Consider the following 18774-nt stretch of genomic DNA (forward strand, 5'->3'; position numbering starts at 1 on the left):
CAGTGATCATCGAGCCTGCGGCAATGAGCCCCACAGTCCTCGACGAACAGCCGCTGCTCGGCTGCACGGTCGCCGTCACGGCCGACCGTCGCCGCGAGGACCTCGCCGCCCTGCTGCGCAGGCGCGGCGCCCGGGTGGTCGAAGCCCCGACGCTCAAGCTCGTCCCGTTGGAGGACGACGCCGAGCTGCGCGCGGCGACGAGGGCGTGCATCGACGCGCCGCCTGACTACGTCGTCGCCACCACGGGACGCGGCTGGCGCGGCTGGATCTCCGCGGCCGAGGGCTGGGGCGACGCCCCCGAACTGCAGGCCGCGCTCGCGAAGGCCGTCGTCGTCTCGCGCGGGCCCAAGGCCACCGGCGCGGTCCGGGCCAGCGGACTGCGCGAGCACTTCTCGGCCGGCTCCGAGGTCTCCCGCGAGGTGCTCGACTGGCTGCGCACCCAGGACGTGCGGGGCAAGCGCGTCGCCGTCCAGCAGTACGGCGCCGTGGATCCGACCGTGGACTGCGACCTGGCCGCCGAGCTGCGAGCCGACGGCGTCGAGGTGCTGACGGTCCCCGTCTACCGCTGGGACCCGCCGGAGGACCGGCCCGCCGTGGACCGGCTGCTCGAGGCGATCGAGAAGCGCGAGGTGCATGCCGTGGCCTTCACCTCCGCCCCCGGCGTCGCCGCGCTGCTGGAGGCCGCCGAGGCGCGCGACGCGGCCTTCGGCGTCGAGCGGCTGCTCGAAGCCCTGCGCACGGACGTGATCGCCGCCTGCGTCGGCCCGGTCTGCGCGAAACCGCTGCGCGACCGGGACGTGCCGAGCGTGCTGCCCGAGCGCTCCCGGCTCGGCGCCCTCGTGGCCGAACTCTGCGTCGCCGTGCCGCGGCGGATCCGCCGCGAGATCCCGGCCGAGGACGGCAGGACGCTGACCATCCAGGGCAGCGCGGTGCTCGTCCGCGACGAGGCGGTGCTGCTGCCGCCGGTGGTCGCCGCGGTCCTGGCCGAGCTCGCCCAGCGTCCCGGCTGGGTCGTCTCCCGGGCCGAGCTGCTGCGCCGGGTCTGGCGCTCGCGCGGATCCGGCCTGGCCACCGGCACCGCGAACGTCCGCGACCAGCACATCGTCGAGTCGACAATCGCCCGCCTGCGGACCGCGCTCGGCGACGACGCCGACCTGGTGCGCACGGTCACCAAGCGCGGCTACCGCCTCGCCGTCACCCCGAGCGGCGGCTGAGGCGCCGCGGGCCGCGGCGGGTCCGTGGGATGGCGTAACCATGGCGTGACCAGGGAGTGCCGCATGGTCGCCGCGCGCCGGGGTATGAGGGGGCGATGACGGACCACACCCGAGCCGCTTCGGCGGCAGCTGAAGCGGAAGACGCGTGGGACCGGCTCGCCGCGCTGGCCTTCGGGGGCGGCGGGTCGGCGGGCGGCTGCTCTGAGCACGCCCACGCGTACGAGTGCACCTGCGAGGATCCCGCCGCCGGGCCGGCCGAGGCTGCCGCAGCGGCTTCGGACCCTGAGATGGAGACAGCGGACTGACTCAGCCGCCTGCCGTGCCCGGAGGGGGCGTTTACGCAGCACCGCGGCGGGTTACCCGGCTTATCGACTCCGATCGGCGCGCACCTGCGCGAAGCGGGAACCGGATCAGTCGCAAGGAGCGCGAGATGTGGCCGAACGACCAGGTGGCCGGGCCGCCGGGCACGGCGCCGGGGCGCGCTGGCGGAACGGGGCGCCTCGCGACGATCACGATGCCGGCCACCGACCGGTACGTGGCCTTCGCGCGGCTCGCCACCGCGCACCTGTGCGGCGCGGTCGGGATGACCGTCAGCCGGGCCGCCGACCTGCGGCTCGCCGTGGACGAGGCCTGCAAGCAGTTCCTCGACCGGGACGCGCCGTGGACCGACCCCGGTGCCCCGCTGGAGCTCCGCTTCGACCGTGAGCCCGAGGCGCTGCGGATCACCGTGCGCGGGCCGGTCGCGGACGGCTGGCCGGACCGCGGCGGCCTGAGCTGGCTCATCCTGGAGACCCTCATCGGCGACGTGCGCGAGGAGATCGTCCCCGGCGGCGGCGCGGGCACCCTGCGCTTCGCCGAGGCCCTGCCCGCCGACGGCGTGCCCGGCGACGTCCTCTGGTTCGCCGCCTCCTGACGCGCACCCCACGTTTCGCGCCCCCGGCGCCCGGTTACCCGGGATCGACCCGCACCAAGAGGATCCCGCCGGGATCCGCCGGACGGAGGTGTGATCATGGTGCACGACACGCGGAGAGACCACGCGCGGCGCGGCGGCCGGATCCGCGCGAGGCTCGTCTTCACGCTGATCGGGGCGGCCGCCCTGGTGGTCGGCGCGTTCCTGGATTGGACGGGCTCGCTGCCCGGTAGCAAGTTGACGATGCGAAGCCTGGTGCATAACGACTTCTCCACCACGGGCAACGTGCTGCACTCGGTGGGCGCGATCAGCGTTCTGATCGCGGCCCTGGCGGTGCTGAGCCTGCTCGACCCGCTCGGCTGGCTGACGAGGCTCGCCGGGCTGGCCGCGGTGGTGCTGTTCGTCATGTTCGGCATCCAGGTGTACGCGCACAACGGGCAGAACTGGAGCACCACGTTCCACGCCCTGCAGGCGGGCGCGTGGCTGCAGCTGGCGGGCGGCCTCCTGCTGCTGCTCACCGGGATGATCCGGTACCGCCGCAGGCGCGTCCGGGTCGTCGAACCCGCCCTGGACGAGCGCGTCGGCACGGCCGCCCCGGACAGCGCGTCGGCTCCGGGTGCCGCGGAGCCCGCGGCCACCACGGCCGAGTTGCGCCGCGAGGAGCTCGAACCGGACTCGACGGTCTTCCGGCCGCCGGTGCCGGAGGAGACCCACGTGGGCGGCGGGCCCGGCGAGGCGCCCCGGGAGACCGAAGGGCCGACCGGCTGAGCCCGGCTCCGGCGACACCACGAAACCCCGCCGATCGGCTTTGATCGGCGGGGTTCTCGCGGCTCCTCGCGCGCGGGCCGACGCGGGATGGGGAGTGGACCGGCCGGGCGAGGAGGGGAGGAGACCGGCCGGTCCTGCGTCGGCCCGCGACGCGCGAGGCACGTGCACGGCACCGGCATGTCGCACACGCCAGCTCCGGTTACCCCGGGTCCGGGAACCCATGCGCCCGCCGGGCCGGGATTCGCGAACGATTCCGCCGCGGTCCCAGGACGTGCGCGGGAGGGGACGGCGGCGGCGCAGCCGCTCAGCCCGGGCGCCCCTCGCCGGTGTCGCGCGCGCCCTGCCGCGGGATGCGCGAGATGCGGTGCCGGCGGCGGAACCAGTACCCGTAGAAGCGCTTGTGCCGCAGCTTCCACAGCCCGCACCCGGCCAGGCCCGCGCCGAGCACGGCCGCGAACAGCGGCCAGATCCCCAGCACCCCGGCGGCGGTCACCGCGGCGAGCCACGCAGCCGCGCTCAGCGCGCCGAGCACGCGCCGGCGCCACCCGGGCCGGGGGTGCACACCGTGCCGGGTGAGCCGCTCGAAGCGGCGGGCCCACTTGGGGTCGTCGATCGCGGACCCGCACTCGATATCGGCGAGTATGCGCTTGTCCCGGGCAGAGAGCTCCATGTCCTGATCCACCTAGCGGCCGACAGTCTCAGGCCTCGCGTACCCCTCCGCGCGGGCCCCACACCAATCAGTGTGGCATCTGGCGCGCACACCCCCTGTGAGGCGAAATGTCCGCTGGGACGCATGGGGTGCAGCGTGTCGCGATTCGTCGGTATGTACTGTTTCGGCGGATGAAACGCCGCGCCCCGCGTTATTCGGTCGCGAATCGGGCAACCTCCCCTCAGAGTGGGTAAAAGAGCATCGGGGAACACGCCGGGAGGCAGCGATGGCGGTGGAGTCGGCCCGCAACGGACCCGTCGATCTGGCCTACGAGACCGTCGGACCTCCCGGCGGGGAGCCGCTGCTGCTGATCATGGGCCTGGACTCGCCGATGCGCTGGTGGCCGGACGGCTTCTGCGCCGAACTGGCCGACCGCGGCTTCACCGTCGCCCGCTTCGACAACCGGGACACCGGCCGCTCCACCCGCACCGCCGGGCGGCCCTGCTCGGCCGCGGGCCGGGCCGGCGCCGGCTACTCGGCGCTGGACATGATCGAGGACGCCAGGGCCGTGCTCGACGCCCTGGCCTGGCCGGACGCGCACGTCGTCGGGCAGTCCATGGGCGCCAGCATCGCCATCGGCCTCGGCCTGCACCACCCGGGGCGGGTGCGCACCGTGACCACGCTCAGCGCACTGCCCCGCGGCTTCCGGCTGGCCGAGGTCGCGCGCTACGTGGATCCGGTGGGCCTCGCGCGGATGGCCCGGGTCACCGCGCGCCGCCCGCGCACCCGGCAGCAGCTGCTCCGCCAGCACGTCGCGCTGGCCCGGATGCAGGCCGCCGGGTCGCAGCCCTTCGACGAGCGCTGGGCCACGGAGACCGCCCGGCAGGTGCTCGCCGACGGCCCGAGCGACCCGGCCGCCTCGGCCCGGCAGCTCGCCGCGATCCGCACCGGCTCCCGCCTGCTGCGCCACCCCGAACGGCTCGGCGTCCCGCTGCTCGCCATCCACGGAGCCGAGGACCCGCTGGTGCGCCCCTCGGCCGCCGCCGCACTGGCCAGGGCCGTTCCCGGCGGCCGCGCGATCGTCTTCGGCGACATGGGCCACGAGGTGCCGCGCCGGCTCTGGCCCGCCCTCGCCGACGCCATCTCCCGCAACGCCTCCCGGGCCCGCATCCTCGCGCAGTAGACCGCGATCAGCCGCAGTACGAGGGCGTATTCCGCCTAGGATGGAAGCCGTGAGCGACTTCGACGGATTCCACGAGGTGCCCACCGCCGCGCTCGGCGACCTGCTCGGCCGCGAGCAGTTCATGGACGCCGGGATCAGGCCCCTGTGGGAATCGCCGCGGCTGGCCGGCCCGGCGTTCCCGGTCCGCTGCGCCCCGAACGACAACCTGATGCTGCACGCCGCGATCTACCGCGCGAAGCCCGGCTCCGTGATCGTCGTGGAGAGCGGCGACCTCGACTTCGCGCTCGCGGGCGGCAACGTCTGCGCCATCGCCCGCCGGCGCGGCATCGCAGGCTTCGTACTCGACGGCCTGGTCCGCGACATCGGCGAGATCCGCGAGCTCGGCTTCCCCGTCTTCGGCCGGGGCATGATCCCCAAGCCCGGCGGCAAGGCGGCGACCTCGCCCTTCTACGAGCCGGCGACGTGCGGCGGGGTGACCGTGTATCCCGACGACATCGTGGTCGCGGACGAGGACGGCGTCGCGGTCGTGCCCGCGCCGCAGGCCGCCACGGTCCTCGGCGATGCCCGCGCCCAGCTCGCGCGGGAGGCCGCGCAGACGCTCGACGACTGGGAGCGGGCGCACCACGCCCGGGTGGAGAAGCTCCTCGCCGAGGCCGGCTTCGAGGACTTCGAGGACTGAGCGTAACCGGACGACCACTCAGTCGTTAAGCCTTTCATGGAGATAACCGATGTCACGACGATCGACCGGATGTCCGACGCGGAGGTCGACGAGCTTCTCGCCCGCGCGCTCAGCCCGCACACCCCGGTAGAGATCTTCTACGCGGTCCTGGACCGCATCGGCGGCATTCCCGCGGCCGCCCCCGAGGCGATGGCCTACCCCGACGCCGAACCCGTGCCCGACGCGGAGCCCGCCGCCGACCCGGCCCCCGCCGAGGAGCCCGTCCTGGCGGAGGTCGGGAGCGAGGCCTGATTCCCCGCGCTACACGCCGGAGCGGATGCTCTGCCGGGGCGCGGCCAGCGGCGTGGCCAGGACGATGCCGGCCGCGCCGATCGCGATCAGGTCGTCGGCCCACGGACGCGTGTCGATGCTGGTCTCCCGGACGCAGGGGAGCAGGTGATCGGCGAGCGCGCGGTGGAACGAGGCCGCCAGGAACGGCCACAGCATGCTGATCTCGCCGATGACGACGACGCGCTCCGGGCCGAGCAGGTTCACCGAGCCGGCGAGGGCGCGGCCGAGCAGCTCGCCCGCCCGGTGCAGCAGATCCAGGCCGGCCTGATCGCCCTCCGCGGCCACCGCGCGCAGGTCCTCGAGGGACGCGGCCGGCCCGACGATGCCGAGCTCGCGGGCGCGGCGCAGCAGCGACTCGGTGCTCACCTGGGTCTCCAGGCAGCCGCGGTTGCCGCAGCTGCAGACCGGGCCGTCCTGCAGGATCGGCATGTGCCCGAACTCGCCGGCCGCCCCCGCCGCGCCGCGGTACGGCGCGCCGTCCAGCACCATGCCGAGGCCGATGCCCTCGCCGATCGCGACGAGCAGGAAGTCGGCGCAGTCGGCGCCCGCGCCGTAGAGCCGCTCGGCCGCCGTGACGGCGCTGATGTCGTTGTCCACGAACACCGGCACGCCGAGGGCGGCGCGCATCCGGGCGGCCAGCGGCATGCCGGTCCAGCCCAGGCGCACCGACATGCGCAGCGTCCCGGTCTCCGGCTCCACGACCCCGGGGACCGCGATCCCGACGCCGAGCAGCGGCAGCCGGCGCTCGGCGGCGGACTCGATCTCCGAGCGGATCAGGGTCGTGAGCACGTCCACCGCGTCCGGCCGGCTCGGGTCGAAGGGATGCCGGAAGCCGTGCACGACGGTCGCGTCCAGCTGCGTCAGCACGCCGGTGACGTGCTCGTGCGCGACCTGCACGCCGAGCGCGTGCGCCGAGTCTGGCACCAGTTCGAGCGGGATCGAGGGCCGGCCGGTGTGCGAGGTGCGCGGCTCGCCCTCCTCGACCAGGCCCGCGTCGAGCAGCCGGCGGGTGATCGTGGTGATCGTCGCCGGGCTCAGTTCGAGCTGCTCGGCGATCTCCGCGCGGCTGAGCCCGCCGTGCCTGGCCAGGATCGCCAGCACGGCCGTGCGCGTCATGTCGCCCGAGACCGAGCCCGCACCCCAGCGCATATCGACCAGTCTCCATACGATGTCGAATCATCCGGTACGTCCCGTTGCGGACCGTGATCCTTCCAGCCTAGTCGCAGTGGCGTGACAGGGCCGGGTCTTGACAGCGCTGTGCGCCGGATCTAACTTCCGCGCAAGATAATTTACGCCCGAATTAAAGGGGTGTCCCACAGTGCGCATTCGAACACGTCCCCGAAACCGCGGGCCGCTCGCGCCCTTGCTGACCGCCGCGATGCTGCTCGCGGCGGCGGCGGGGACCGCGGCGGTGCTGCCCGGCACGGCCGCGGCCGCCTCGTCGACCGCGATCGTCACCGCCCCCGCCCAGACCGTGGCCGGCTTCGGCGCCTCCGGCGCCTGGTGGGTCAACGACCTGACGAACTTCTCGTCCTCCGTGCAGGCCCAGGTCGCCGCCGACCTGTTCACCGCGAGCGGGATCGACCTGAGCCAGTACCGCTACAACATCGGCGGCGGCGGGACCGGCGTCTCGGTCGCGGCCCGCGCGCCGCAGACCTTCCTGACCACGTCCGGCACGTACAACTGGTCCAACGACCCCGGCGGCCAGTACTTCCTCAAGGCGGCGGCCGCCGACGGCGTGCCGGACCTGATCGGCTTCGTGAACAGCGCGCCGGAGGAGTACACCACCGACGGCAAGAGCTGCGCCGGCTCGATCAGCACCGCGGACGACGCCGCGTACGGCGCGTACATCGCCACGATCGTCTCGCACTTCGCGTCCGCGGGCGTGACGCTCAACCAGATCTCGCCGATGAACGAGCCCGACAACTCCTTCAGCGGCTGCGGTCAGGAGGGCATGAGCGTCCCGGCCGCCGAGCGCGCGGGCGTGATCGACGCGGTCGGCTCCGCGCTGAACTCGGCCGGGCTGTCCACGAAGATCATCGCCGACGAGTCGAGCCAGACCACGCAGTTGCTCTCCGAGGCCCCGACCTGGCTCGCCGACTCCAGCGCCCCCGGCTACACCGCCGCGATCGCGCACCACACCTACGACAACCCGTCGGACTCAGGCCTCGAGCAGGTCGGCTCGCTCGGCGACGTGAACGGCAAGCCGGTGTGGGCCAGCGAGATCTGCTGCCAGATCTCCGGAGGCGGCGGCTACGGCGCGCAGTACGACCCGACGATGGCGGGCGCGCTCACGCTGACCAACTACATCTACACCGACATGTCGTACGCCGACGACACGGCGTTCCAGTGGTGGACCGCGCTCTCCTCCGCGCTCGGCTGCGACCCGACGACCTCCAGCACCTGCGCCACGAGCGTCAACACGAACTCGACCGCCTGGAACGACGGGTTGCTCTACTACGACCCCAACTACGCCGCCGACGGCAACCAGACCATCTACCCGACCAAGCGCTACTACGCCCTCGGCCAGTACAGCAAGTACGTCCGGCCCGGCGCGGTCCGCTACGGCGTGTCCGGCTCGCCGTCCGGCGTGCAGACGATGGCCTTCTGGAACAGCTCGGCCAGCCAGTGGGACGTCGTGGCCACGAACACGAACACCTCTGCCACCGCGCTGAGCCTGAACCTGAACAGCGGCACGCTCACCTCGAGCGCCGCGGTGCAGACCGACTCCAGCGAGAACATGGCAAGCATCTCGGCGCCGACCATCTCCGGATCGACGATCAGCGCCTCGCTGCCCGCGCAGTCCGTGACCACCTATGTCCTCGGCAGCTCCGGCACCCCGGGCAGCGGTGGCGTGAGCGCGCAGGAGCTTGTCGGCAACCAGTCCGGCAAGTGCCTCGACGTCCCGAGCTCCTCGACGTCCAACGGCACGCAGCTGGAGATCTACACCTGCAACGCCGGCGGCAACCAGGAGTACACGCTGCAGTCCAACGGCGAGATCACGGTCTACAGCGGTAGCTCCGAGAAGTGCCTCGACGCGTACAACCAGGGCAAGACCGCGGGCACGATCGTGGACATCTACACCTGCAACGCCGGCAGCAACCAGCTCTGGCAGGTGCATCCGGACGGCACGATCACCAACAACGAGTCAGGCCTCTGCCTCGACGCCTACGGCCAGGGCACCTCGAACGGCACGAAGATCGACCTGTACACGTGCAACGGAGGCGGCAACCAGCAGTGGGCGCTCGGCTAGCCGGCTGAGACGTCCCCGCACGGTTGTCGCGGGCGCTCGCGGCGCCCCGGGGGTGGCCGGACCGGCTACTCCCGGGGCGCCGCGGTGCTGCCCCGGACGATCAGCCGGGTGGGCACGATGATCTTGTGGTTGTCCCGTTCGCCGTCCACCTTCGCCAGCAGGTTCTGGATCGCCTGCCGGCCGACCTCGCCGAAGTCCTGCCGGATCGTGGTCAGCGGCGGCCAGAAGGAGTGCGCCTCCTCGAGGTCGTCGAAGCCGACCACGCTGATGTCGCCGGGCACGTCGCGGCCGAGCTCGTGCAGCGCGCGCATCAGGCCGAGGGCCATCTGGTCGTTGCCGGCGAAGATCGCCGTGACGTCGTCGCGCTGCCCGAGCTCCATGCCGTGCCGGTAGCCGGACTCGGTCGACCAGTCCCCGTAGCGCACCGGCGGCGGCTCGATCCCGGCATCCACCATGGTGCGCCGCCAGTACTCCATGCGGCGCATCGCGGAGAAGGAGGACTCCGGTCCGGCGACGTGCCAGATCTTCCGGTGCCCGAGGCTGAGCAGGTGCTCGGTGGCCTGCCGCGCGCCGTCCGCCTGGTCGGTGTCGACCACGGTGTACGCGTCGCCCGCGTTCGAGTCGATGACCACGACCGGCAGGCCGGGCGGCAGGGTGAACTCGGCCTCGTCCAGCAGGTGCGCCTCGAAGATGATCACGACGCCGTCCACCGCGGCCTCGCTGAGCCGGTTGTAGGCGCCGGAGACCTGCCCGAGGGTCGCCTCGCGCACCGGCAGCAGCGTGACGGAGTAGTCGGCGCGCGCGGCCTCGGTGGCGATCGCGTTGAGGGTGCTCATGTTTCCGAACGTGCGCAGCGTGAACATGATCACGCCGATCGCCTTGAACTTCCCGCGGCGCAGGGCCCGGGCGGCGGAGTTGGGCCGGTAGCCCAGGGCCTCCATCGACTCGACGACCCGCTGCCTGGTGAGCGGGTCCACGTTGGCGTGCCCGTTGGACACGCGGGAGACGGTCTGCGAGGACACTCCCGCGTGCCTGGCCACATCCCCCATCGACGGCTGCTTCGAGCGCCTCGCCGGGGCATCGCTCGAGGTCATCGGCTCCACATCGCTTTCCTTACGGCAACGTTGCCGGTTTGTGATGTCATCCTGTGTGGGCATGGTTACGTGAACATGGTAGCGTCACCCCATCATGTTGACGTAAACATCGTCGTTCGTGCAGGGAAGAGAACATGACAGTGCTGTCAGCGGACTCGCCGCCGAGGTCGCGCAAGTCGGAGCTGAGGCCCCGTCGCCGGCGGAAGTGGACCGGTTGGGGCTTCGTGAGCCCCTTCCTCCTGGTCTTCCTCTTCGCGATGGTCGCCCCGGTGGGCTACGCGATCTATCTAAGTCTGTTCCAGGACAAGCTGATCGGCGGGAACCGGTTCGCCGGCCTGGCGAACTACACGCAGGCGCTGACCGACTCGCAGTTCTGGACGGGCTTCGGCCGCGTCTCGCTGTTCCTGGTCGTGCAGGTCCCGGTCATGCTGATCCTGGCCCTCGCGGTAGCGCTGGCCATCGACAGCGCGCGCCTGCACTGGGCGCCGCTGTACCGGATCTCCATCTTCCTGCCCTACGCGGTCCCCGCCGTCGTCGGCGCGCTGATGTGGGGCTTCATCTACGGCAACCAGTTCGGACTGGTCGCCGAGATCGGCGGCTGGTTCCACACCACGCTGCCGAACCCGCTGGACAACACGCTGATGCTCCCGGCGATCGGCAACATCGTCACCTGGGAGTACATCGGCTACAACATGCTGATCTTCTACTCCGCGCTGCGGGTGATCCCGGGCGAGCTGTACGAGGCGGCCGAGCTGGACAACGCGAGCCAGTGGCGGATCATCTGGCACATCAAACTGCCCGCGCTGCGGCCCGCCATCATGGTCGCGACGGTGTTCTCGATCATCGGCAGCTTCCAGCTGTTCACCGAGCCGAGCGTGCTCTACTTCCTGAACAAGGACGTCATCGGCAGCGCGTACACCCCCAACTGGTACGCCTACAGCCTGTCCTTCAACGGCCAGGAGTACAACTACTCGGCCACCATCGCGATCCTCATGGGCCTGCTGACGGTGATCGTCGCCTACGTGGTCCAGCGCATCGGCCAGCGGAAGGGAGCCTGAGATGGCAGCCACCGAGACCGCCGCGCCGCCGCGCGCCGCGCGCCCGGCCCGCCCCGTGCGCGGGGCGTGGAATCCGAACCGGCGTCCCAAGTCGAAGACGCTGACCCTGGTGATGACGCTCGGCCTGGTGTACTCGCTGCTGCCGCTGTTCTGGCTGCTGGTGAACTCCTCGAAGACGCAGGCGAACCTGTTCACCACGAACGGGCTGTGGTTCGGCGGCCACTTCGCCCTGCTCGACAACATCCAGCAGACGCTCACGTACAACGGCGACGAGTTCCTGCGCTGGTTCGGCAACACGATGCTCTACGTCGTGGTCGGCGCCGGCGGAGCGACCTTCCTCGCCACGCTCGGCGGCTACGGGCTGGCGAAGTTCGACTTCCCGGGCAAGCGCGGCGTGTTCGCGCTGGTGCTCGGCGCCGTCGCCGTCCCGAGCACGGCGCTGGCCGTGCCGACCTTCCTCATGTTCAGCAAGATCGGCCTGGTCAACAACCCCTGGGGCATCATCATCCCCTCGCTGGTGAACCCGTTCGGGCTGTACCTGATGTGGATCTTCTCGCGGGACGCGATCCCGAACGAGCTGCTCGAGGCCGCCCGCGTGGACGGCGCCCGGGAGTGGCGGATCTTCTTCTCGATCACGCTCCGCCTGCTGCGCCCGGGTATGATCACCGTCCTGCTCTTCGCGGTCGTCGCGACCTGGAACAACTACTTCCTCCCGCTGATCATGCTGAACGACCCGAAGTGGTATCCGCTGACGGTCGGCCTGAACCAGTGGAACGCGCAGTCCCAGACCGCGGGAAGCACGCCGATCTTCAACCTCGTCCTCACCGGATCGCTGCTCATGATCGTCCCGATCATGATCGTGTTCCTGGTGATGCAGCGCTACTGGCAGTCGGGTCTGGCCGCCGGCAGCGTCAAGCAGTGACCGCACCACCCGTACCACAGCACCTCAACACCCTCACACGAAGAAGTGGAAGGAACGTCGCCATGACAGCAACGACTCGGACCGCGCGGGCCTGGCGCCGCGGCGCCGCCGTGGTGTTCGCGGGCACGATCGCGGCCGCCGGCTTGACCGCGTGCTCCAGCAGCAGCTCGGGCTCGGGCACGACGTCAGGCTCCTCCGGGAGCGCCTCGGACATCGCGGCCGCGCTGCAGAAGACGTCGACGATAACGGTCTGGGGCTGGGCTCCGCAGGACAAGGACATCGTCGCGGCCTTCGAGAAGAAGTACCCGAAGGTCACCGTCAAGCTGGTGAACGCCGGTACCGGAAGCACCGAGTACACCAAGCTGCAGAACGCGATCAAGGCCGGATCGGGTGTTCCGGACGTCGCCCAGATCGAGTACTACGCGCTGCCGCAGTTCGCGCTGGCCGGCTCGGTGCAGAGCCTCGACGGCCTCGGCCTGGACAGCCTCAAGAGCGACTACTCCGCCGCCGTGTGGGACTCGGTCACCGTCAACGGCCAGCTCGACGCGCTGCCGCAGGACACCGGCCCGATGGCGCTGTTCTACAACAAGAAGATCTTCGACAAGTACGGCCTGACCGTCCCGACCACCTGGGACCAGTACGTCGCCGACGCCAAGAAGCTGCACGCGGCCAACCCGAACGAGTACATCACCGCGGACACCGGCGACCCCGGCTTCGTCACCAGCATGGCCTGGCAGGCCGGCGGCACCCCGTTCAAGGTCAGCGGCACCACGAACGTGACCATCGACACCGCGGACGCGGGCATGGCGAAGTTCACGAAGGAGTGGGACCAGCTGGAGGAGAACGGCCTGCTGTCGAACATCTCCGGCTGGACCAGCCAGTGGTTCACGGCGCTGGCCAACGGCACTATCGCCACGCTGCCGACCGGCGCGTGGATGCCGGGCAACCTCGAGGACAACGCCGCGGCCGCGTCCGGTGACTGGCGGGTCGCCCCGATGCCGACCTACGACGGCGGCACCGCGGCCTCCGCGGAGAGCGGCGGTTCCAGCTACGCGGTGATGAAGGGTTCGAGCAACTCGCTGGTCGCGGCCGGCTTCGACGAGTTCATGAACGCCCAGGACGGCGAGACCATCTTCGCCAACGAGGGCGGGTTCCCGTCGCTGAACTCGGTGCTCAGCTCGAGCTCCTTCCTGAACCAGGCCCCGGCCTACTTCGGCGGCCAGAAGATCAACCAGGTCCTGTCGGCGGCCGCCAGCTCGGTGCTGCCGGGCTGGAGCTACCTGCCGTTCCAGGTGTACGCGAACAGCATCTTCCCGGACTCGGTCGGCAAGGCCTACGAGGCCAAGACCGACATCGGCGCGGCGGTGACCACCTGGCTCAAGGCGTCCGCGACCTACGGCCAGCAGCAGGGCTTCACGGTCACCGTCAAGTAGCGGCCCGGCCTCGAGAGCCTCACGCACCACGCAGTACCCCACCACGCACATCAGGGCGTGCGGGCCGGCCGCGGCACCATCCCGGCCGGCCCGCACGCGGGCGCGGCGTCCCCGCGCGACTTCGAGGATTGTAGGAAACAACCCGCATGAGCACCCCCGTGCGCCGGTTCGCGATCGGCGAAGAAGACTTCCTGCTGGACGGCGAGCCCACGCGCATCCTCTCCGGGGCGCTGCACTACTTCCGCGTCCACCCCGACCTGTGGGCGGACCGCATCGTCAAGGCCCGCGAGATGGGCCTGAACACGATCGAGACCTACGTCGCCTGGAACGCGCACAGCCGGCGTCCGGGCGAATTCGAGGCCTCCGGCGGCCTCGACCTCGGCCGCTTCCTCGACACCGTCGCCGAGCACGGCATGCACGCGATCGTCCGGCCCGGCCCGTACATCTGCGCCGAATGGGACAACGGCGGCCTGCCCGCCTGGCTCTTCCAGCAGCCCGGCACCGGCATCCGCAGCAGCGAGCCGACGTACCTGGCCGCCGTCGAGGAGTACTACGAGCACCTGGCCCCGATCCTGGTGCCCCGCCAGATCGACCGCGGCGGCCCGATCATCCTGGTCCAGGTCGAGAACGAGTACGGCGCCTACGGCAGCGACAAGGCCTACCTGAAGGCCCTGACCGAGCTGACCAGGCGCATCGGGATCACCGTCCCGCTGATCACCGTGGACCAGCCGCTCGACGACATGATCGAGAACGGCAGCCTGCCCGAACTGCACAAGACCGCCTCCTTCGGCTCGCGCGTCGGCGAGCGCCTGGACCGGCTCCGCCGGCACCAGCCGACCGGCCCGCTGATGTGCTCCGAGTTCTGGAACGGCTGGTTCGACAGCTGGGGCGGCCACCACCACACCACCGACGTGGACGAGATCGCCAAGAGCCTCGACGAGCTGCTCTCCCGGGGCGCGTCGGTCAACATCTACATGTTCCACGGCGGCACGAACTTCGGCTTCACCAACGGGGCGAACGACAAGGGCACCTACGCCCCGATCGTCACCAGCTACGACTACGACGCGCCGTTGGACGAGGCGGGGAATCCGACGGCGAAGTACTGGGCGTTCCGCGACGTGATCGCGAAGCACGCCCCGGTGCCGGGGCTGGTTCCCGGAGAGCGCCGCACCGCTTTCCGGGAGCCACGCTCCCAGTCCGTCGAGGTCTCGGCCTCCCTCAGCGCGGCGGTGCCGCTCTGGCAGGTCGCCGACCGCCTCGGCGCCTGGTCCGAGCACGAGCAGCCGCCGATGTGCGACTCGCTCGGCCACTACTCCGGCTTCACGCTGTACCGCACCGAGATCGAGCGCCGGGGCGCCGCGATACTCCGGGTCGCCGAGGTCCGCGACCGCGCCCAGGTCTTCGTGGACGGCCGGGCCGTCGGCGTCCTGGCCCGCGACCACCGCGACCGCGTGCTCACCCTCCCCGAAGACGCCCGCGGCACCCTCGACCTGCTGATCGAGGACCAGGGGCGGGTCGACTACGGCCCCCGCATCGGCGAGCCCAAGGGCCTGATCGGCCCCGCGACCGTCAACGGCGACCAGGTCACCGGCTGGCAGGTGCTGCCGCTCGGCCTCGACGACATCACCCCGGTCGCCGAGGCGCTGCGCGACCTCACCGCCGCCGCGCACCCGGACGCGACGGCCGACGTCGTCGCCGGCCCCGCCTTCGCCCGCGCCGTCTTCGACGCGCCCGAGCACGAGGGAGCGATCGCCGACCTCTTCCTCGACACCGCCGAGTGGGGCAAGGGCGTCGCCTGGATCAACGGCTTCTGCCTCGGCCGCTACTGGTCCCGCGGCCCCCAGCGCACCCTCTACGTCCCCGCGCCCGTCCTGAAGGCCGAGGGCAACGAGCTGATCATCTTCGAGCTCCACGCCACGGCCTCCGCCGACGTGCGCCTGCTGGCCTGCCAGGAACTCGGCCACACGGAGTTCTAGGCCGCGCAGCGTTCGATCTTGTCTGACCTACTCGCGCACGTCTACCCGAGTCACCCGTGGAGCCGTGTGAGCCTTCTCAATCCGCGTCATGGATACCGAGCACCGGACGGCACTCGGAGACACCCGCGAGGGTGATGTCGGGGCGGCGGGTGGGGAGCCAGTGCTCGCGGGTCAGGCGCCAGCGGTTGAGCTCGGCGGGCTCGCCGCGGCGGGTGGCGTGGTCGACGCCGTTGGGCCGGTAGCCGAGGGCGGCGGAGACGCGGTTGGAGGCGGGGTTGTCGGCGAACGCGTCGCTGGCCGCCTCGCGGGCGCCGAGGCCGTCGAAGGCGAGGTGGAGGACGGCTTGGCGCATCTCGCGGCCCAGGCCGCGGCGGCGGACGTCAGGACTCAGCCAGGAGAAGGTGGAGACCGTGCCGAAGGCGGCGAAGTCGGTGGCGATCAGGTCCTGCATGCCGACCGGTTCGCCGTCGAGGACGACGACGAAGTAGAGACGCCAGAAGCTCTCGGTCACGCGGCCGCGGCCCGACCAGACGGCCCGCAGCCAGGACCATTCGCGGTCGGGGGAGTCCTTGTACAGCGACATGGGGTCGTCGAAGGGCCACGGCGGCTCCGTCGCCACCCCCTTGCGCACGACGGGGACGAGCCGCTCCAGCAGCGCGTCGGTGGCGCCGAGTAGGGAGAGCGTGGGCGTGTGCACCTGCATGTTCAGCGGCGGGTATGCGGACGGCGCGGCGACTGGGGTATCCACCCGTGCGAGGTTAGGAGCCGGATGCGCGGTACGCAAAGGGTTTCTGCGGCGCGGTCGTGGCAGTCCTCGGGATACCACCGGCTAGAGCGATTCGGCCCACTCGCTCGTCGTCAGGACGTCGCCGCGTCGGCTGAAGACCTTGGTCACCAGGATGTCGTGGAGTTCGGGGGAGGGGTCGGCGCAGGCGTCGGACAGCACCGTGAGGCGGTAGTCCAGGTCGGCGGCCTGGGTCACGGTCGACAGGACGATGCCGCCGGTCGCGATGCCGGCGAGGACGAGGTGGTCGATGTCCTGCGCGGCCAGGATCTGGGGCAGATTGTTGCCCGCGAAGGCGCTGACGCGGTTCTTGTGCACGACGATCTCGTCGCCCTGCGGCGCTACGTCGGGGTGGATGGCGGCGCCGGGGTCGTCGGCGGTGAAGCGGTTCTGGGGCAGGGCGCCGAAGATCCTGTTGCGGGGGTGCGCGTCGACGTGGCCGGGGCGCAGTTGCAGGATGACGTGGATGACCGGGACGTCGGCGGCTCGGGCGGCCTCCAGTGCGCGCACGGCGTTCGGCAGGTAGTCGGGGGAGACGTGGGACAGGTTGCTCAGCTGGAGGTCCATCAGGAGCAGGGCTGTGCGGGGCACGTTGGCGCCTTTCATGAGTCTGATTTATCGGCTGAAAGACGGAGCAGGCTTCGGTCGAAGACGGTGATGAGCAGGTAGACGGCGCCGGCGCCGAGCATGAACCAGGCGAGGTGGTGCATGCCGCTGGTGCTGGCGTGCCGGCCGAAGGACGCGGCGGTCGCCGAGGACGCGACCATCGAGCCCAGATACCCGAAGGTCCGCAGCAGGCCGGCGGAGGAGCCCGTGCGCTCGGGGTCGGACTGGAAGTACACGGAGTTCTGCAGCGCGAGGCTGTTCGCGCCCTGCGGCACGCCGAACACCACGGCGAGCGTGATCAGCGCGATGATCGGACTGCTCGCGGTGAGCGTGAGCATCAGGGAGCAGGCGATGATCTGGCCGATCGCGCCGATCAGCAGTTTGCTGTAGACCCCCCGGCGCCGCCCGACGGTGATGGAGACGGCCATCCCGACGATGAACATCGGGATCTGGACCAGGCCGGCGCGGAAGGCCGAGAGGCCGTAGCCCTCCTCGGTCCACTGCGTGAAGCCGTAGAGGAACGAGTACGACACCGTATAGGCCACCAGCGAGCGGCCGTAGGTGGCCAGCAGGGGCCAGTTGCCGCCGAGGATCCTCAGGTCGATGAACGGCGTCGTCGCGCGCAGCTCCCGCCAGGCGAACGCGGCTCCCATCGCGATGGTGATCAGCGGCAGGTACCAGTCGCTCACGTGCGGGTTCATCAGGAACAGCAGCAGCGAGAACAGCATCGCGGCGAACAGGCCCATGCCCGGCAGGTCGATCTGCGCGGCGATCGCACGCCGGGGCTCCTTGCCGGTCACGGGCTGCCTGGGCAGCCGGGCGCCGAGCACGACCGCGAGCACCGCCAGCGGGATGTTGAGCGCGAACGTCGATCGCCAGCCGCCGAGGCCGATCAGCAGACCGCCGAGCAGCGGGCCGATCACGGCGATGGTCTGGTTGGCGACCGCGAGCGTGGTCAGCAGGCCTGCGGGGCTGTCCTCGCCGGTCCGCTCGGCCTCGCTGCGCAGCAGCGCCATGGCGGCGGGGTATCCGGCGCACGTCCCGAAGCCGAGCACCACGCGTGCCGCGACCAGGACGCCGAAGTCCGGGGCCGTCGTGCCCACGATGCCCGCGATGCCCACGAGGCTGGTGCTGAACAGGAACAGCTTGCGCGGCCCGAGGATGTCGATGAGTCGACCGACGATCGGCTGTCCGAGCGCCGTCGCGAGGTAGAGCGCCGAGACGAGCCACGCGGTCTCGGACGGCGGCGCGCCGAAGGCCCTGCCGATCGGGATCAGCGCGACGGCGATGATGGTCGAGTTGATCGGGTTCAGGATCGAACCGAGGATCATCGGCGGCACGAGCCGGCGGTCGAACCTGGCCGGCCTGGTGTCCGCGCGCTCGGCGGCGGCTATCTGCTCCGTTTGCTCAGTCATCGGCGAGCCGCCGCAGCACCGCCATGGCCGTGATCACGGTCCGCAGTTCGTCCTCGGTGCACTGCTTCTGCAGTTCGGCGGCGAGCCATTCGCCGCGCGCCTGCCGGCCCTCCTGCGCCCGGCGGCGCCCCTCGGCGGTGAGCGCGATCAGCATGCGCCGGCCGTCGCCCGGGTCTCGGCGCCGCTCGACCAGCCCGAGGTGGGCCAGTGCGGCGACGTTGGCCGCCATCGACTGGTGCCGGACCCCCTCGACGTTGGCGAGGTCGGCGGTCGTGAGCCCGTCCTTGTCGAGGAGCCTGGCCAGCACGGACGACTGGGGCTGGCTCAGGTCCGCCGGGTCTGCGGCCGCGCGGATGCGCCGCCGCAGGCGGCCGACGACCGCCCGCACCTCCTGAGAGGCGCGGACGGCCGTCGGTGCGGGTCCACCATCTTCGCTCATGGGCCCAGCCTAAGACGATCACACGATATTGTCCAGGTTACCTGTACAGCTCACCTGGATA

General features: G+C 71.3%; 19 protein-coding genes. 12 read left to right on the plus strand and 7 right to left on the minus strand.

The genetic code is table 11. The features are described from left to right. Nucleotides 1-23 precede the first annotated feature (23 nt). From KDK95_RS04075 to KDK95_RS04090, 4 genes are all read left to right on the plus strand, one after another. Nucleotides 24-1214: a uroporphyrinogen-III synthase gene (locus KDK95_RS04075; protein ID WP_212516624.1), complete on the plus strand. Its 1191-nt coding sequence runs from the start codon at nt 24-26 to the stop codon at nt 1212-1214. A 95-nt stretch (nt 1215-1309) separates the two neighbouring features. After that, nucleotides 1310-1519 (plus strand): hypothetical protein, encoded by a 210-nt coding sequence (locus tag KDK95_RS04080; RefSeq protein WP_212516625.1) that lies wholly within the window; start codon nt 1310-1312, stop codon nt 1517-1519. 125 nt (nt 1520-1644) lie between these two features. Further along, on the plus strand, nt 1645-2127 hold the full coding sequence (locus KDK95_RS04085; RefSeq protein WP_212516626.1) for an ATP-binding protein: 483 nt from the start codon (nt 1645-1647) through the stop codon (nt 2125-2127). 96 nt (nt 2128-2223) lie between these two features. Beyond that, on the plus strand, nt 2224-2892 hold the full coding sequence (locus KDK95_RS04090; protein WP_212516627.1) for a hypothetical protein: 669 nt from the start codon (nt 2224-2226) through the stop codon (nt 2890-2892). 304 nt (nt 2893-3196) lie between these two features. Here the strand turns inward: KDK95_RS04090 and KDK95_RS04095 are convergent, their stop codons facing one another. Then, nucleotides 3197-3562: a DUF3040 domain-containing protein gene (locus KDK95_RS04095; RefSeq protein WP_212516628.1), complete on the minus strand. Its 366-nt coding sequence runs from the start codon at nt 3560-3562 to the stop codon at nt 3197-3199. Nucleotides 3563-3827: 265 nt separating this feature from the next. Between KDK95_RS04095 and KDK95_RS04100 the strand changes: the two genes are divergently transcribed. From KDK95_RS04100 to KDK95_RS04110, 3 genes are read left to right on the plus strand one after another with little or no spacing between them, the layout of a single operon-like run. Then, on the plus strand, nt 3828-4724 hold the full coding sequence (locus KDK95_RS04100) for an alpha/beta fold hydrolase (protein WP_212516629.1): 897 nt from the start codon (nt 3828-3830) through the stop codon (nt 4722-4724). Between the two features lie 40 nt (nt 4725-4764). After that, nucleotides 4765-5403: an RraA family protein gene (locus tag KDK95_RS04105; RefSeq protein WP_212516630.1), complete on the plus strand. Its 639-nt coding sequence runs from the start codon at nt 4765-4767 to the stop codon at nt 5401-5403. Between the two features lie 36 nt (nt 5404-5439). After that, on the plus strand, nt 5440-5694 hold the full coding sequence (locus KDK95_RS04110; protein WP_212516631.1) for a hypothetical protein: 255 nt from the start codon (nt 5440-5442) through the stop codon (nt 5692-5694). Nucleotides 5695-5703: 9 nt separating this feature from the next. Here KDK95_RS04110 and KDK95_RS04115 read toward each other — a convergent pair whose 3' ends face one another. Then, nucleotides 5704-6882 carry an ROK family transcriptional regulator gene (locus KDK95_RS04115; protein WP_212516632.1) on the minus strand — a complete coding sequence of 393 codons (1179 nt, stop codon included), beginning with the start codon at nt 6880-6882 and terminating at the stop codon, nt 5704-5706. 214 nt (nt 6883-7096) lie between these two features. On the opposite strand from KDK95_RS04115, the gene KDK95_RS04120 reads away from it, so the two are divergent. After that, nucleotides 7097-8986 (plus strand): glycoside hydrolase, encoded by a 1890-nt coding sequence (locus KDK95_RS04120; RefSeq protein WP_212516633.1) that lies wholly within the window; start codon nt 7097-7099, stop codon nt 8984-8986. Between the two features lie 65 nt (nt 8987-9051). On the opposite strand, the gene KDK95_RS04125 is transcribed toward KDK95_RS04120, so the two are convergent. Next, the gene (locus KDK95_RS04125) at nt 9052-10080 is read right to left on the minus strand and encodes a LacI family DNA-binding transcriptional regulator (RefSeq protein ID WP_212516634.1); all 1029 of its coding nucleotides are present in this window, start codon (nt 10078-10080) and stop codon (nt 9052-9054) included. Nucleotides 10081-10214: 134 nt separating this feature from the next. Here KDK95_RS04125 and KDK95_RS04130 point away from each other — a divergent pair, with 134 nt between their 5' ends. The 4 genes from KDK95_RS04130 (at nt 10215) to KDK95_RS04145 (ending at nt 15469) form a co-directional block, all read left to right on the plus strand. Then, nucleotides 10215-11138: a carbohydrate ABC transporter permease gene (locus KDK95_RS04130; protein WP_212516635.1), complete on the plus strand. Its 924-nt coding sequence runs from the start codon at nt 10215-10217 to the stop codon at nt 11136-11138. A gap of 1 nt (nt 11139) precedes the next feature. After that, complete coding sequence (locus tag KDK95_RS04135) at nt 11140-12060, plus strand: carbohydrate ABC transporter permease (RefSeq protein ID WP_212516636.1); 921 nt, start codon at nt 11140-11142, stop codon at nt 12058-12060. 62 nt (nt 12061-12122) lie between these two features. Next, nucleotides 12123-13493, plus strand: a complete 1371-nt coding sequence (locus KDK95_RS04140; protein ID WP_212516637.1) for an ABC transporter substrate-binding protein — start codon at nt 12123-12125, stop codon at nt 13491-13493. 158 nt (nt 13494-13651) lie between these two features. Further along, nucleotides 13652-15469, plus strand: a complete 1818-nt coding sequence (locus KDK95_RS04145; protein WP_372463256.1) for a glycoside hydrolase family 35 protein — start codon at nt 13652-13654, stop codon at nt 15467-15469. A gap of 76 nt (nt 15470-15545) precedes the next feature. On the opposite strand, the gene KDK95_RS04150 is transcribed toward KDK95_RS04145, so the two are convergent. From KDK95_RS04150 to KDK95_RS04165, 4 genes are all read right to left on the minus strand, one after another. Next, the gene (locus tag KDK95_RS04150) at nt 15546-16172 is read right to left on the minus strand and encodes a GNAT family N-acetyltransferase (protein WP_306466398.1); all 627 of its coding nucleotides are present in this window, start codon (nt 16170-16172) and stop codon (nt 15546-15548) included. A gap of 126 nt (nt 16173-16298) precedes the next feature. Further along, nucleotides 16299-16844, minus strand: a complete 546-nt coding sequence (locus tag KDK95_RS04155) for a cysteine hydrolase family protein (RefSeq protein ID WP_212516640.1) — start codon at nt 16842-16844, stop codon at nt 16299-16301. A gap of 11 nt (nt 16845-16855) precedes the next feature. Next, nucleotides 16856-18274 (minus strand): MFS transporter, encoded by a 1419-nt coding sequence (locus tag KDK95_RS04160; RefSeq protein ID WP_212516641.1) that lies wholly within the window; start codon nt 18272-18274, stop codon nt 16856-16858. Then, on the minus strand, nt 18267-18713 hold the full coding sequence (locus KDK95_RS04165) for a MarR family winged helix-turn-helix transcriptional regulator (RefSeq protein ID WP_212516642.1): 447 nt from the start codon (nt 18711-18713) through the stop codon (nt 18267-18269). Before KDK95_RS04165 ends, KDK95_RS04160 begins: the two co-directional genes overlap by 8 nt. Nucleotides 18714-18774: the final 61 nt, after the last annotated feature.

Source organism: Actinospica acidithermotolerans, assembly GCF_018139625.1.
Lineage (GTDB): Bacteria > Actinomycetota > Actinomycetes > Streptomycetales > Catenulisporaceae > Actinospica > Actinospica acidithermotolerans.